General features: G+C 38.1%; 13 protein-coding genes and 1 other RNA gene. 8 read left to right on the plus strand and 6 right to left on the minus strand.

The features are described from left to right. Nucleotides 1–31 precede the first annotated feature (31 nt). From TY13_RS12605 to TY13_RS12620, 4 genes are all read left to right on the plus strand, one after another. Entirely contained in the window at nucleotides 32–625 is a 594-nt protein-coding gene (locus tag TY13_RS12605) for a hypothetical protein (RefSeq protein ID WP_042476487.1), read from the plus strand. After that, complete coding sequence (locus TY13_RS12610; protein ID WP_042476490.1) at nucleotides 615–2,096, plus strand: DNA primase family protein; 1,482 nt, start codon at nucleotides 615–617, stop codon at nucleotides 2,094–2,096. The genes TY13_RS12605 and TY13_RS12610 overlap by 11 nt, the downstream gene beginning before the upstream one ends. A gap of 23 nt (nucleotides 2,097–2,119) precedes the next feature. Continuing rightward, on the plus strand, nucleotides 2,120–2,383 hold the full coding sequence (locus TY13_RS12615; protein WP_042476493.1) for a helix-turn-helix domain-containing protein: 264 nt from the start codon (nucleotides 2,120–2,122) through the stop codon (nucleotides 2,381–2,383). A gap of 107 nt (nucleotides 2,384–2,490) precedes the next feature. Next, nucleotides 2,491–3,663: a site-specific integrase gene (locus TY13_RS12620; RefSeq protein WP_042476495.1), complete on the plus strand. Its 1,173-nt coding sequence runs from the start codon at nucleotides 2,491–2,493 to the stop codon at nucleotides 3,661–3,663. 123 nt (nucleotides 3,664–3,786) lie between these two features. Here the strand turns inward: TY13_RS12620 and ssrA are convergent. The 5 genes from ssrA to secG form a co-directional block, all read right to left on the minus strand. Continuing rightward, nucleotides 3,787–4,142, minus strand: a transfer-messenger RNA (tmRNA) gene (ssrA, locus tag TY13_RS20210). A 231-nt stretch (nucleotides 4,143–4,373) separates the two neighbouring features. Then, nucleotides 4,374–4,838 carry an SsrA-binding protein SmpB gene (gene smpB, locus TY13_RS12625; RefSeq protein WP_042476499.1) on the minus strand — a complete coding sequence of 155 codons (465 nt, stop codon included), beginning with the start codon at nucleotides 4,836–4,838 and terminating at the stop codon, nucleotides 4,374–4,376. 107 nt (nucleotides 4,839–4,945) lie between these two features. Further along, nucleotides 4,946–7,345 (minus strand): ribonuclease R, encoded by a 2,400-nt coding sequence (gene rnr, locus TY13_RS12630; protein WP_042476502.1) that lies wholly within the window; start codon nucleotides 7,343–7,345, stop codon nucleotides 4,946–4,948. 37 nt (nucleotides 7,346–7,382) lie between these two features. Further along, nucleotides 7,383–8,132 carry an alpha/beta hydrolase gene (locus tag TY13_RS12635; RefSeq protein ID WP_042476505.1) on the minus strand — a complete coding sequence of 250 codons (750 nt, stop codon included), beginning with the start codon at nucleotides 8,130–8,132 and terminating at the stop codon, nucleotides 7,383–7,385. A 280-nt stretch (nucleotides 8,133–8,412) separates the two neighbouring features. Then, on the minus strand, nucleotides 8,413–8,640 hold the full coding sequence (gene secG / locus TY13_RS12640) for a preprotein translocase subunit SecG (RefSeq protein ID WP_042476509.1): 228 nt from the start codon (nucleotides 8,638–8,640) through the stop codon (nucleotides 8,413–8,415). Nucleotides 8,641–8,779: 139 nt separating this feature from the next. Here secG and TY13_RS12645 point away from each other — a divergent pair, with 139 nt between their 5' ends. From TY13_RS12645 to TY13_RS19895, 4 genes are all read left to right on the plus strand, one after another. Further along, complete coding sequence (locus TY13_RS12645; protein ID WP_407637731.1) at nucleotides 8,780–9,472, plus strand: response regulator transcription factor; 693 nt, start codon at nucleotides 8,780–8,782, stop codon at nucleotides 9,470–9,472. Further along, the gene (locus TY13_RS12650) at nucleotides 9,459–10,802 is read left to right on the plus strand and encodes a sensor histidine kinase (RefSeq protein ID WP_230199437.1); all 1,344 of its coding nucleotides are present in this window, start codon (nucleotides 9,459–9,461) and stop codon (nucleotides 10,800–10,802) included. Before TY13_RS12645 ends, TY13_RS12650 begins: the two co-directional genes overlap by 14 nt. Continuing rightward, on the plus strand, nucleotides 10,795–11,616 hold the full coding sequence (locus TY13_RS12655) for a PepSY domain-containing protein (RefSeq protein WP_042476514.1): 822 nt from the start codon (nucleotides 10,795–10,797) through the stop codon (nucleotides 11,614–11,616). Before TY13_RS12650 ends, TY13_RS12655 begins: the two co-directional genes overlap by 8 nt. A gap of 90 nt (nucleotides 11,617–11,706) precedes the next feature. Beyond that, nucleotides 11,707–12,738, plus strand: a complete 1,032-nt coding sequence (locus TY13_RS19895; protein ID WP_052344334.1) for a PepSY domain-containing protein — start codon at nucleotides 11,707–11,709, stop codon at nucleotides 12,736–12,738. A gap of 193 nt (nucleotides 12,739–12,931) precedes the next feature. Here TY13_RS19895 and eno read toward each other — a convergent pair whose 3' ends face one another. Beyond that, nucleotides 12,932–14,224: a phosphopyruvate hydratase gene (gene eno / locus TY13_RS12665; protein WP_042476517.1), complete on the minus strand. Its 1,293-nt coding sequence runs from the start codon at nucleotides 14,222–14,224 to the stop codon at nucleotides 12,932–12,934. Nucleotides 14,225–14,244: the final 20 nt, after the last annotated feature.

A 14,244-nucleotide genomic window follows, 5' to 3' on the forward strand; every position in this document is an offset into this window, starting at 1 on the left:
TAAGCTAATAACAATTTAAGGAGTGTTTACAATGGGTAAAAAAAATGATAATCAGCTAGAGAAAAAGTTCGAAAAGGTATTACAGATGTGTCGAGAAAATATAACTAATACGTATGCGATTGCAATATCATCTAAAGATGCAGTAGCTTACGGTTTAGGTCATTCAAAATTTAAACCTTACACAGCTCTATATTTTTCAAATTTAAGTGGCAAGGACGAATTAAAAGGATTCATTAATCATGCTCCTATATCTTCATTCACAAATGTAGATACAACTTATATCACCATAGACAATAGGCTTTTAAAGAAATCTGTATTTTACATTAAAAGCGGTAATAAAATACTTCGGTTTAACCACAAAGCAAAATTACTACCAAAACAAAAAATAATGTTGTATTGGGAGTACGGTCCATACTCTTGCCTTGTATTCATTATGCCAGATTTATTTTCAGATAATTTGATTATGGAATGCGTTTTTAGTGAAAATGAAGATACACAGAGAGCAAATCGTTTATTATTTTTGAATTTACTTCCTAATAAAGAAAAAGAGGGTGTGATACATTTATTCAAGCAGCATTTAGAAAACTCAAATACACAAGATAAAGGTGATATAAATGAAGTATAAACAGTTAACTCGCATCAAAACTAACTTCGACTCTCTTAATAGTATTTCATTAGAAACAGTCTATCCTAAATTAAATATAAAGGATACATGGAGAGAAGCTCCATGTATCCAAATTGATAATATAGAAAGCTTAAACGAACTAAAATTACCAGTAGCAACAGCAGCAACAACAGAAAAACAAAATAAATATAACGGAATATCAAATGCAGAGCTAGCTACATTTTTTATTAATAACTTTACATTTTTGGTCGTAGAAGGCTCTTTATACCATTGGAATTCTGACAAAGGAATATACGTTTTAGTTAATATTGAATATGCTGATAAGTTCATTAGACAAAATATTCCTTCTATTTATAAAGGCAAAATAAATAGCAGCTCAATAAAAGAAATAATTCAATGGATTAAATCTGACGAGAATATTGAAATAAAGCAAGATTACCTGAGAAATAAAATTAATTTAATATCCTTTTCAAATGGCATTTTTGATATAGAAAAAATTAGCTTTGCTCCACATAATCCTAAATATTTTTTCACTTCCACTATCAATGCTAAGTATATAAGTAACAGTAATACCAATGGGGAATATTTCAATAACTTCATTTGCGATATTACAGGAGGAAATAGATATTTATACTTGCGTATTCAGGAATTATTTGGTTATGTTATTTCAGAAATGCGGAATGTTAAATATATACCATATTTACTAGGACCTAAAGATACTGGAAAATCCATAATTTTAAAACTTTTTGAGCATCTAGTTGGTCCAAACTCATATACCAATCTAAGCTTTGAGCAATTGAATAAGCCTGAGTATTTATCTCAATTATTAGGTAAGAAATTAAATACTTGTGGTGAAGCTTCTGAATTTCGCTTAAATAAATTAGATGTATTTAAAAAACTTTCTGGTGGAGATTATGTAACAGCTAGACCTATATATGAACAACCAATAAATTTTATTAACAGTGCTGTTTTACTTTTTGCTGGAAATCATTTACCTACTATAAATGGTCTTGATAAATCAAATGCCTTTAGCCAGCGAATTATTATTTTCCCATTTAATAATCCAATACCTAAATCACAGCAGGATCTTTTACTTTTTGAAAAGCTCTTAAAAGAAAAAGAATTCATTGTGAATTGGGCAATAGAAGGTTTAATACGCTGGAAGAATAATAACTATGAGTTTACAAATTATACAGAGATAGAGGAGATGTCAAAAGCTTATTATGAACAAAATAATTCAATTGATAGTTTTATTAGACTTCATTGCGAAATTGATGTAAGTTATCAAATTTATAAATTTGAAATTGAAGATGAGTATATAAAATACTGCAAGCAAAACGACATTTCTCCCGAAAATAAACAAGTCTTGAATAATTATATAAAGTCATTACCAAATATCTCTTACAGTCGATTCAGAGATGGCAAAGGAAATAACAAATATGGCTATAAGGGTATCACAATAAAAGTCTAATTTTTTATTAGGAGGAAATAAAGATGCTATCATCACTTGATATCTCAAAAGATTTTGAAGAACATTTAACAAACCTTATTCTTTCATGCACCAACGAAATGTTAAAAACTAACATTCCATTTCTGAAAGAATGGTTTAGCTTAGCTGAAGCAGCAACATATATTGGGGTGTCTCATAATACTCTCAATAAATTTCGGACAATGGGGCTAAAAGTTTGCGAAATTGACGGCATCAAACGTGTTTCAAAAAAAGAAATAGATTCATTCTTAGAAAATCGAAGTTTCTAAAATAGGAAATGAGGATTCTCTCTTAAGTCAATTATATATTATTGTTAAGAGGAGCAATCCTCTATCCTCTAATTATTTGCCCCCGCAACAATTTAGGAGGAGCTGGTATGACAAAGAAAAAAGTATCGCCTATTAAAAACTATGAACTGAAAAACGGCGAAACAAGATATGAATTCCCTGTTTATTTAGGAATCGACCCACTAACAGGTAAGCAAAAAAGGACAATGAAGCGCGGCTTTAAAACACGTAAGGAAGCTGAATTAGCATTAGCTCGTATTAAACTAGACATTGCTAATGGCACATATAAGCAAGAACGCGCTGAAACGTATCAAGAACTTTATGACCTATGGGTAGTTCATTATGAAAAAACTGTTGAGGAAAGCACCTTTATTAAAACAGTAGGTATTTTTAAAAATCATATTTTACCTGCTATGTGTGAATATAAAATTGAAAAAATCAATGTGGATATATGTCAAAAGCATGTAGATGAATGGGCAGATAAATTGAAGAAATTTCGTGTGGTTAAAGCATATGCAGCTAAAGTATTGAATTTTGCTATTAAGCGCGGCTATATACAGACAAATCCCTTCACACATGTAGATATGCCAGCCACCGCTTCTAAAAAAGCTACCATCATTGAAGAAGAGGAAGCAGAGAATTTTTACACTCGTGAACAGCTTATTCAATTTCTAACTTGTTTAGAGCAGGAAGATAATTATAAAGCCTATGCTCTATTCCGCTTATTAGCATTTAGTGGTATGCGTAAAGGTGAAGCATTAGCTCTTACATGGAATGATTTAAATTTCACTACAAATGAATTACGTATTAACAAAGCACTTTCACGAGGGAAAAATAATAAGCTGTATGTTAAATCCACAAAAACAGGTGTTGCTCGTACTATTAAAATGGATGATAAAACAATGGCTATCTTAAAAGCTTGGAAGAAAAAACAGAAGCAAGATTATTTAGTGTTAGGCTTTAATACAATGCAGCCAAAGCAGCTTGTATTTAGCAATGAACGTAATGAATATTTACAGCCAACAAAAACACGTAAATGGATTTTACATGTGCAAAAGAAATATCAGCTTGGCACAATTACTACTCATGGCTTACGACATACACACTGCTCATTGTTATTTGAAGCAGGTGCTAGTTTAAAGGAAGTACAAGACCGTTTAGGGCATAGCGACATACAAACAACAATGAACATCTATGCACATGTTACGAAAAAGGCGAAAGAAGAAGCAATTTCAAAGTTCGCTGACTACATTAATATGTAGCATAAATGACTACGTTTTTGACTACGTTCGTTTGATATTCAATGAAATTATATGACATAGACAAAATAAAAAACCCTTGATATACAAGGGTTTTGACGTTCATTGAAATCCAATGAAATCGTATTATGGAGACGGCGGGAGTCGAACCCGCGTCCAGAAGCTCCAATACGCCGGCTTCTACGCGTGTAGTTTGTCTATTTGCAGTTCGCGTGGCATTATGCCGACAGACAGGCGTCCTGCACGCTAGCTTGGAAATCTCTTGCCGGTGACTCAAGCGGCACCACCGACCGTATCCCACTTAAAGTTGAGCCCTACGTAGTCCACATGGGCGATGGACAGGCAGAGCGCCTACGAGCTTACGCTGCGAAAGCTAAGTTTTGTTGTTTGCCAGTTATTATATAACTTCCGTTGATGACGGAGCCGAGCCTCCGACGCGCGACCAGAGCTTGAACCACCCCTGTCGAATCCGTAACGTCCCCGGATGATTATCCGGTTTGTAAACCGTATACGGTCAGCTCTGCTGGATGCAGGCTGTAAAATGAGCAACGTATGAGTAGATGCTCACTGGCATTGTAGTCACTATTATAAGACAAAGATAGTCAAACATCAAGCGATTACGCTGATTTTTCATTGTTAACTTTTGCATTGCGTTGTAATTTTTGCTTAACCTACAGTAAAACAGCACGCTTCTATGGGCGTGCTGTTTTGGCTTAGCGTTGGCGGTCCTTGAAGACACGTTCCATTTCACGCTTTGCTTCTTTTTTACGTAAATCATCGCGTTTATCGTGATCTTTCTTCCCTTTACCTAGACCGATTAATAGCTTTGCGTAGCCGTCTTTAATATACATTTTTAACGGGACGATTGTGTAGCCGTCACGTTTTACTGCGCCTACTAGCTGATTAATTTGTTTTTTGTGCAGCAAGAGCTTGCGATTGCGTAGTGGGTCGTGGTTGAAGCGGTTGCCTTGGTCGAATGGGCTGACATGCATGTTGTATACCCATGCTTCGCCACCTCTTACACGAATATGTGAGTCCTTTAGCTGCACTTTGCCTGAGCGAATTGATTTGATTTCTGTGCCTGTTAGGACAAGGCCAGCTTCGTATGTTTCTTCAATAAAATAATCGTGTCCTGCTTTTTTGTTTTGGGCTAGTACTTTGCCCGTTCCTTTTGCCATTTATTACACCTCACAGCGAGCTGCTCAGATGTTGTTTGAGCAGCCCATTCTCATATAAGGTCACACTAGCCTTCTCCAAGAGCATGGCTAGTAGCATTTCCCCTTAATTATCTTTTCTTTTTCTTCTTGCCTTTTTTAGCGATGCCTTCGTAGAATTTTGGTTTGTCCTTTGCTTTGCCGTCTTTGCGGCGGCCGCGCGGGTCGCGTTCGTCTGCACTGCGTTTTCTACGGCTTGGGCGCTCGTCTTTGCTGTCGCCGCGCTTTTTCGGGTCGCGGCGCTCTGAGCGTTCGCCGCGTTTTTTTTCACTGCGCCCTGCATGGATGACTTTTGGTGTCTCTTTGCGTGGGCGTCTGCCATGTGAAGTGACCATGCCGACAACTTCAAAGTCGATTGATGATTCCTCGATGATGACGTTTGTAACACGTACTGTTACTTCATCACCGATATGGAATTGGCGTCCTGTGCGTTCGCCGATTAATACCATATGACGGTCGTCAAAGCGGTAATAATCATCTGTCATATTGCTAATATGCACAAGACCCTCTACCGTGTTTGGTAGCTCCACAAACATACCGAAGTTTGTAAGTGATGATACCATGCCGACAAATTCTTCGCCAATTTTATCAGACATAAATTGTGCTTTTTTCAGCGCATCTGTGTCGCGCTCTGCTTCAACAGCACGGCGTTCACGGTCTGAAGTGTGATCAGCAATTTCATCCATTGCTTGCTGCCATTTAAATACCGTGTCCTTTGACGTATCACCATTAATTAAATATGTGCGGATTAAACGGTGCACGATTAAGTCTGGGTAACGGCGAATCGGCGATGTGAAATGCGTATAATAATCTGTCGATAGGCCAAAGTGTCCTAGCGATTCTGGATAATACTTGGCCTGCTGTAAAGAGCGTAGGAGCATCGTTGAAATAACTGGCTCCTCAGGCATTCCTTCAATCGAACGAATAATTTCCTGTAGCGCTTTTGGATGCACCGAATTGCCTGATCCTTTTACTACTAAGCCGAAATTTGTCACGAACTCGAAGAAGCGCTGTAATTTTTCAGGCTTTGGATCTTCGTGTATACGGTAAAGGAAAGGTAGGTCCATCCAGTGGAAATGCTCGGCAATTGTTTCGTTTGCCGCAAGCATAAACTCCTCAATTAAACGCTCTGCCACTGTGCGCTCACGTAGCACAATATCAGTTGGCCAGCCCTCTTCATTTACTAGCACTTTTGATTCTTTAAAATCAAAATCAATCGCTCCGCGTCCCATACGCTTTTGACGCAAGATTGCTGCAAGCTCTGCCATTTTCGTAAACATTGGCACAAGCTCCTCATAGCGCTCAATTAACTCTGGATGCTCGTCAGGCTCCTCCAAAATTTTATAAACATCTGAATAGGTCATGCGCTCCGTTGTCTTAATAACACTTTGGAAAATTTCATGGTGCACAACTTGTCCGCTGCCATCAATCGTCATTTCACAAGATAGCGTTAAGCGGTCTACCTGTGGATTTAATGAGCAAATGCCGTTTGATAAGCGGTGCGGAATCATTGGGATTACACGGTCTGTTAAATAAACAGATGTCGCACGGTCATATGCTTCTTGGTCTAAAAGTGAGCCCTCTGTTACATAATGGCTTACATCCGCAATGTGTACACCTAATTTGTACGTGCCATCGCTGTTTTTAGTTACAGTTACAGCATCATCTAAATCCTTCGCATCTGCACCGTCAATCGTCACAATCGTTTCATTGCGAAGATCGCGACGTCCGATTAAATCCTTCTCTGATACTTCATCAGGTACTTGTCCTGCCGCATCGACAACCTCTTGTGGGAATTCAGGTGGAATATCGTATTTATAAAGAATCGATAAAATATCGACACCTGGGTCATTTTTATGACCTAGTATTTTCGTCACCATGCCTGATGCTGATTTGATTTCATCTGGCCATGATATAACTTCCACAACGACTTTATGTCCATCTACTGCGCCAAGTGTATCCTCTTTCGCAACATAGATGTCCATGTTTAACTTTTTATCGTCTGGTATTACGAAGCCAAAACCACGGTTTGCTTGGTATGTACCAACGAAAGTCGTTTTGCTGCGCTCTACAATTTTTGTTACCGTTCCTTCACGGCGGTCACCTGATGTTTCCTTTAGTACACGAATTAAAACTGTATCGCCATTTAACGCGCCATTAATTTCATATGGTGGGATAAAAATATCATCCATCCCGTCTTCCTCAGGCGTTACAAAGCCGAAGCCTTTTGCATGCCCAATAAAGCGCCCGCGTAATAAATTCATGCGCTCTGGCAGACCATAGCGATTGGAGCGTGAGCGTACTAAGTGGCCCTGCGCCTCCATTTTTACTAAAGTTTTTACAAGCTCTTTAAATTCCTCTGCTTCAATCATTTCGAAAGCATCTTCAATTTCTGAAACAGTCATCGGCTTGTACTCTGGCTCTTTCATCAGCTCAAGCAAGCGCTGTTGTAAATCATTATTTTGCGTCATCATTGTCCCTCCTCACTAACAAACATCTCTATTTCAATTATTCAACATGCCAATCAAGAGATTGTAAAAAGGCGTACACATCTTCATGTAGCTGTTCCTTTTCTTTATCTAGCGTAATTACATGTCCTGAATTGTCATACCATTTAATCGATTTCTTTAAGGATTCCACACCTTCGTAAATCATATTCGCGGAATCTGGATTAATTACGTCATCTTTTGTTGCTTGCACGACGAAAATCGGTGCATAAATCATATCAATTTCGCGGTATACATCATCAACAAGCTTTTGTAAATCCTTTAAGGACGGCATACCTTGTTGACGAATCGCTTGCAATTCTGTTTCGATTTGCTCGTCAGTTTTTCCTTCATATTTTTTATATTGTTTTGCATAGTCTAGCACACCATCAAACATAATATCTAATGTGCGCATCGTCATCGGTGAACACATTGTCACGATGCCCTTTAGTGGAAAGTTCATCGCCAGCTTTAATGAAAAAACACCTCCAAGGGATAATCCCGCAACCGCAATTTCCTCATAGCCCTGTTCCTTTAAAAATTGGTAGCCATCCTGCACATCCTGCCACCACTGCTCTGGATTCGTAACGAGTAGCTCCTCTGGTGGCACACCATGCCCTTTATAATGTGGTGCGTGGGAAGTGTAACCCTTCTTCTCTAAAAAGCGCCCAAGCATGCGTACATCGGCAGAAGTACCAGTGAAGCCATGTAACAGCAATACGGCTCGCTTCCCTGCTTGAAAGAAAAATGGTTTTGGCTGTGTTAATTTCATTTGTCTGTCCTCCATACTTTTCATCAATTACCCGTCTATCTACATTATAAGGTAAAACATCCAATGATGGCGAAAAATCGAAACCTTTCTTTTATTATTTGCGATTTTTCCGTTTTTTATCGAAGCTTTCTTGATTCTATTGGCGCTATTTCACATTCTGTTGGCGCTTTTCTTTGTTCTATTGGCAAATTTCACAATTCAATTGGCGTTTCTCTTCCCTTAGTTAAACAAAAAAGCTACCACATAAGTTTTCACTTAATGGCAGCTCACTTCACTTGAATTAAATTTTTGCAATCGCTAATGCTAAAACAAAGAATAACACAGCTAGTACAATTGTTGTGCGGTGTAAGATTAAATCCATTCCACGCGCTTTTTGTTTACCGAAAAGTTGCTCTGCTCCACCAGAGATGGCCCCTGATAAACCTGCACTTTTACCTGATTGTAATAATACAGTAGCAATTAAAGCAATCGAAACGATAATAAGTAAAGTCATAACTAACGTATGCATACGTCCACCTCCTGCATCCCAAACATTGCAACAAATTACATTATACCAAATGCCTTTCTGTATGACAATGCGAAATATTTCAACTAACTTGCATCTATGTTTCTTATCATCTAGGATAAATATAGGATTGGAGGTCATAATCGTGCAAAAAATTTTAATTATAGAGGATGAGCCACAAATTGCAAGAGTTCTACAATTAGAGCTTGAATTTGAAGGCTACACAACGAAAGTGGCTTATACAGGAACTGAAGGATTAATTACATATCGCGAAGAGTCATGGGATTTAGTATTGCTTGATGTTATGCTGCCAGAAATGAATGGCTTTGAGGTATTGCAGCGTATTCGTAAAAAGGATGCGACACCTGTCATTCTATTAACAGCAAAAGGTCTTGTACAGGATAAAGTAATGGGCCTTGATTTAGGTGCTAATGACTATGTAACAAAGCCCTTTGATTTTGAGGAGCTACTTGCTCGTATTCGCGCTGCATTAAGGGTCACAGCTGTAGCACCAGTACAGCAGGATGAACAGCTTAGCTTTGCGGATTTATCGCTAAATGAACAAACGCGTGAAGTGATACGCGCAGGGCAAGCTATTCATTTAACGCCGCGCGAATACGATTTATTAGTGCATTTTTTAAAGCATCCACAGCATGTGCAAAGTCGTGAGCAAATTTTAAATGCAGTATGGGGCTATGATTATTATGGCGATACAAATGTGGTCGATGTCTATGTTCGCTATTTGCGTCAAAAAATCGATGCCGTTGGTGTTCCACTGATCCATACGCTACGTGGTGTCGGCTATGTAATGAAGGTAGCAAATGATGAAGCTTAAAACAAAGATTAATTTGTTTTCGACATTGCTAACGCTTATTATTATGGCAACTAGCTTCACAGGAATCTTTATTATTTATAAGCAGCTCGCCTTTCAAACCGAATATACACAACTGCAAAATCGCGCAGACGAATTAATGAGTGCCATTAGTAAAGTAGATACAGATATAAATGTCAATGCTTTTTTACGAGCCTTCATTCCAACAAACGGTGCCTTGCGCGTTGTCGATGAAAATGGTGAGCAGCTTATTTACATGCAGGCAACAACTGCCGAACGCATTCCCTTTGTATTAAAAGAGTATGAAAATTACACCATTTCGTATTGGAAAGACACGCCTATTCTCGCAATGGGCTATCCTCTTCTATGGCCAACTGGCGAAATTACTACACTTGAGTTAATTGAGCCATTGCATGGTATCGCGCAAAATATCGCCTTGTTAAAATGGATTTTAATTGCGCTGGCGCTTGTTGCGGTTGTGCCAATTTATTTGGCAAGCTCCGTACTAGCTGGGGTCATTGCAAAGCCTATTCAGCAACTTACAACAACAATGCAGCAAAATATCACGACAAATCGCTATGAGCAACTACCTTTACAGAAAAATGAAAAAGATGAAATTGCTGAAATGACGACGACTTATAACTCTTTAATGCATCGTTTAGAGGATAACTATATGAAGCAGCAGCAATTTGTTGGCAATGCCTCGCATGAGCTAAAAACCCCGCTCACTGTTATCGAAAGCTATGCTAAGCTTTTGCAGCGCCGCGGCTTTCAAAATGAGCAGGTCGCTTACGAAGCATTGGCAGCAATTACGAAGGAAACAGCTAATATGCAAGATATGATTACACAAATGCTACAGCTTGCCTCGGTTAATGAAAATGTTGAAATCGATTTAGCTACGACACATATTGAGCCACTATTACAGGAAATTGCAGCTACAATGCAGCAAGCTTATGCTCGCGAAATTCGCATACAAGGGCATGACTTTACACTGCTAACAGATGCTGCGAAGTTGAAGCAGCTGCTCTTTATTTTTATTGATAATGCGCGTAAATATAGTGAACAACCAATTACAGTGACAATGACAACAGACAAGCAAATTATTATCGAGGACGCTGGTATCGGTGTGCCTGAAAAGGATTTGCCGCATTTATTTGAACGCTTTTACCGCGTTGATAAAGCGCGTAGTCGTAAAACGGGTGGTACTGGGCTTGGTTTGCCAATTGCCAAGGAGTTAGCTGATTTACTACATTTAACTATAGAAATTAGCAGTACTGTAGGTGTTGGTACAGTTGTGACAATTTTGAGTAAGGATGTGATGATACGTGAATAAAAAAATAATTTTACTGCTAATCGCAACATGTATCATTAGCTATTTCTTGTTTTCTGGACTGAATAATATCGTTCAAAAGCAGCCATTGAGTAAGGCAGATATAAAAGCGCATATCGAAAAGCTTTATGGAGGAGAAATTAAAACAATTGTGATGAAGGATGATATCGCGGTTGTCTCCTTTACAACAAAAGAAGGTATTTACCAAATCAATATCGATTTAGAAAATAGCCACCCCTCCAACTTAGCGCTTGTGCACCGATTTGTAGCACAGGTGGATGAAAAAGATGAAACCAAAAACGATGTGGCACAGGTCGATGCAAAAAATAAAATCACACAAGTAAATGGAAAAGATGACACAAAGAGTGAAGTCACACAAGTTGATGGAAAAGATGGCACAAAGAGTGATGCTACACAGGTAGATGCAAAAAGCGGCGCAAAGAACGATGTCATACCAGTAGATTCTAAAAAAGAGGCAAATACAAAAAACGAAGTAGTACAAAAACCAACTATAACAGAAAATAAACCGACGCAGCAGCAAAAAAATGAAACAAAGCCTAAAACGAATGAGCAAGCAGCAAAGCCTCCAAAAAATAATAAGGAAACAAAGCAGTCTACTCAAAGCTATAAAATCTCTGAGCAGCAGGCAATCCAAATTGCTTTAAAGGAACAGCCTGGCATTGTTGATAAGGCTAAATACAAAAAGACAGATGATGGCGGCATTTATGAAATTAAAATAGAGCACGGTGATTACGAAACGGAATTTATTATCCATGCTATTACAGGAAAAATTCTTTCTGTTGAGTTCGATGATTAAATTCTCATCAAATTCTAATGTTTCTCTAACAGTCATCTCATTTTCATTTTTTATAATCAAATTGTAAACGACATAAGGAGTGAATTTAAGATGAAAAAAATATTAATTATCCTCACTGTATTTATCGGTATGATTGGGGGCTACATTTTTGCACAAAAGGATTTATCGGGGTCAGCTGAAAAGGCCACTACAATTACTGCACAAGAAGCGAAAAACAGCGTATTAAAGCAGTTTAAAGGAAACATCATAGATTTTGATTTTGAGGATGACGATAAGATCCCTCATTATGAAATCGAAATGAAAACAGATTCTGAGAAATTAAAGCTTCAAGTAAATGCTAAAACAGGTTCAGTAACAGTGGTAGAGCGTACAGCGCTACAACAGGCTAAAGAAACGACTAACCAACAACCGTCTTCGAAATTAATTACAAAGCAACAAGCTATGGATATCGCTTTAAAGCAAGCGTCTGGTAATGTGACAAAAGCTAAGCTTACTTATAAAAACGACAAAAACATTTATGAAATTATCGTGCGCGACCGCAGTATCGTTAATGAATTTGATATTGACGCTACAACTGGTGCTATTTTAAACAAAAATCAATGGGATAATAAAAACAATAACAAACCTACTACAAGCGGATTAATCACAAAGCAACAAGCTATGGATATCGCTCTAAAGCAAGTAACAGGTAATGTAACAAAGGCAAAACCAACTGTAAAAAATGGTAAAGATATTTATGAAATTATCGTGCGCGATCGTAGCGTTGTCAATGAATTTGATATTGATGCTAAAACTGGCGCTATTTTAAACCATAACAAATGGGACAATAAAGATAAAAACTCTCATAAAGGAAACAACAACCATAATAACAATGGTAACCATAGCAACAATAAAAACAATGGTAACAAGCATTCGTCTAACGCACCAAGCAACATTATTTCAGCTCAGCAAGCAATTGCTATTGCGCAAAAACAAGCTTCAGGTCAAGTAAAAAAGGCTGAGCTTGATGAAGATAATGGTAAATATATATACGAAGTTGAAATTAAAGACGGCAAAATCGAGCACGAATTCGAAATCGATGCTGTAACAGGAAAAGTTTTAGAATATAGCATTGATGATTAATTATCATATTAAGAAAATATAGTGGCTATATCATTATAGCCACCTGTTTTTGAAATATTTAATATAGATGTAAGGAGCTGTGGGAGGATTGAAAACCTTCCTCACAGCTCCTTTTGCTGTTTAAAATTCTCCTCGCAAAAAGGGCAGTTGGGAAATGCAGGTGTTACCTGCTTTCTCGACTGCCCTTGTCATATTATTTTAAGTTATAGAATGCACCTAAGCCTAAATATTGTGCAGTTACATCTAATTGATCTTCAATGCGTAATAATTGGTTGTATTTCGCTACGCGGTCTGTACGAGATGGAGCACCCGTTTTAATTTGACCAGCGTTTGTTGCAACAGCGATATCTGCAATTGTTGCATCCTCTGATTCACCAGAACGGTGAGAGATAACTGCTGTGTAGCCAGCGCGTTTTGCCATTTCGATTGCGTCGAATGTTTCTGTTAAAGTACCGATTTGGTTTACTTTAATTAAGATTGAATTACCTACGCCTTCCTCGATACCGCGAGAAAGCTTTTCAGTATTTGTTACGAATAAATCGTCACCTACTAATTGTACGCGGTTACCAATGCGCTCAGTTAATAATTTGTGGCCAGCCCAGTCGTTTTCATCTAAGCCGTCTTCGATTGAGATAATTGGGTATTTAGATGTTAACTCTTCGTACCAATCAACCATTTCTTCAGATGTTTTCACAACGCCTTCACCAGCTAAGTGGTATTTGCCGTCTTCTTTATTGAATAGCTCTGAAGATGCTACGTCCATTGCTAAACGTACTTCTTCGCCTGGCTTGTAGCCTGCTTTTTCAATTGCTTCTAAAATAACTGTGATCGCTTCTTCGTTAGAGCCTAGGTTTGGAGCGAAACCGCCTTCGTCACCTACAGCAGTGTTATAGCCTTTTTCTTTTAAGACAGCTTTTAAGCTATGGAAGATTTCAGCGCCAATGCGTAATGCATGTGTGAAGCTTTCAGCGCCTACAGGCATAATCATGAACTCTTGGATATCTACGTTGTTATCCGCGTGTGCACCACCGTTGATAATGTTCATCATTGGTACTGGTAATTGCTTCGCATTGAAGCCACCTAAGTATTGGTATAATGGCATATCTAAGTAGTTTGCTGCTGCATGTGCTACCGCCATTGAAACACCTAAAATTGCGTTTGCACCTAATTTACCTTTGTTTGCTGTACCGTCAAGCTCGATTAAAGCCTTATCAATTACTACTTGGTCTAATACAGAGAAATTGTCTTCTAATGCTTCAGCAATAGTTGTGTTAACATTTTCAACCGCTTTTAATACGCCTTTACCTAAATAGCGAGCTTTGTCGCCGTCACGTAATTCTACTGCCTCGTATTCACCAGTTGATGCACCTGATGGCACGATTGCGCGACCAAATGCACCTGACTCTGTAAATACTTCTACCTCAACTGTTGGGTTACCACGTGAATCTAATACTTCGCGAGCATAAACTTGTGTAATAAATGGCATGTTACATTCTCCTTTTTGGT

Origin of the sequence: Bacillus ndiopicus, from assembly GCF_000612805.1 — a bacterium.
In the GTDB taxonomy this organism is placed as follows: domain Bacteria; phylum Bacillota; class Bacilli; order Bacillales_A; family Planococcaceae; genus Metasolibacillus; species Metasolibacillus ndiopicus.

Bases quoted from the DNA above. Each gene is read 5' to 3' on its own strand.
- TY13_RS12620 (WP_042476495.1), top strand. From the start codon at position 2,491: ATGACAAAGAAAAAAGTATCGCCTATTAAAAACTATGAACTGAAAAAC.
- smpB (WP_042476499.1), bottom strand. From the start codon at position 4,838: ATGGCAAAAGGAACGGGCAAAGTACTAGCCCAAAACAAAAAAGCAGGA.
- TY13_RS12605 (WP_042476487.1), top strand. From the start codon at position 32: ATGGGTAAAAAAAATGATAATCAGCTAGAGAAAAAGTTCGAAAAGGTA.
- TY13_RS12615 (WP_042476493.1), top strand. From the start codon at position 2,120: ATGCTATCATCACTTGATATCTCAAAAGATTTTGAAGAACATTTAACA.
- rnr (WP_042476502.1), bottom strand. From the start codon at position 7,345: ATGACGCAAAATAATGATTTACAACAGCGCTTGCTTGAGCTGATGAAA.
- TY13_RS12650 (WP_230199437.1), top strand. From the start codon at position 9,459: ATGATGAAGCTTAAAACAAAGATTAATTTGTTTTCGACATTGCTAACG.
- TY13_RS12610 (WP_042476490.1), top strand. From the start codon at position 615: ATGAAGTATAAACAGTTAACTCGCATCAAAACTAACTTCGACTCTCTT.
- TY13_RS19895 (WP_052344334.1), top strand. From the start codon at position 11,707: ATGAAAAAAATATTAATTATCCTCACTGTATTTATCGGTATGATTGGG.
- secG (WP_042476509.1), bottom strand. From the start codon at position 8,640: ATGCATACGTTAGTTATGACTTTACTTATTATCGTTTCGATTGCTTTA.
- TY13_RS12635 (WP_042476505.1), bottom strand. From the start codon at position 8,132: ATGAAATTAACACAGCCAAAACCATTTTTCTTTCAAGCAGGGAAGCGA.
- eno (WP_042476517.1), bottom strand. From the start codon at position 14,224: ATGCCATTTATTACACAAGTTTATGCTCGCGAAGTATTAGATTCACGT.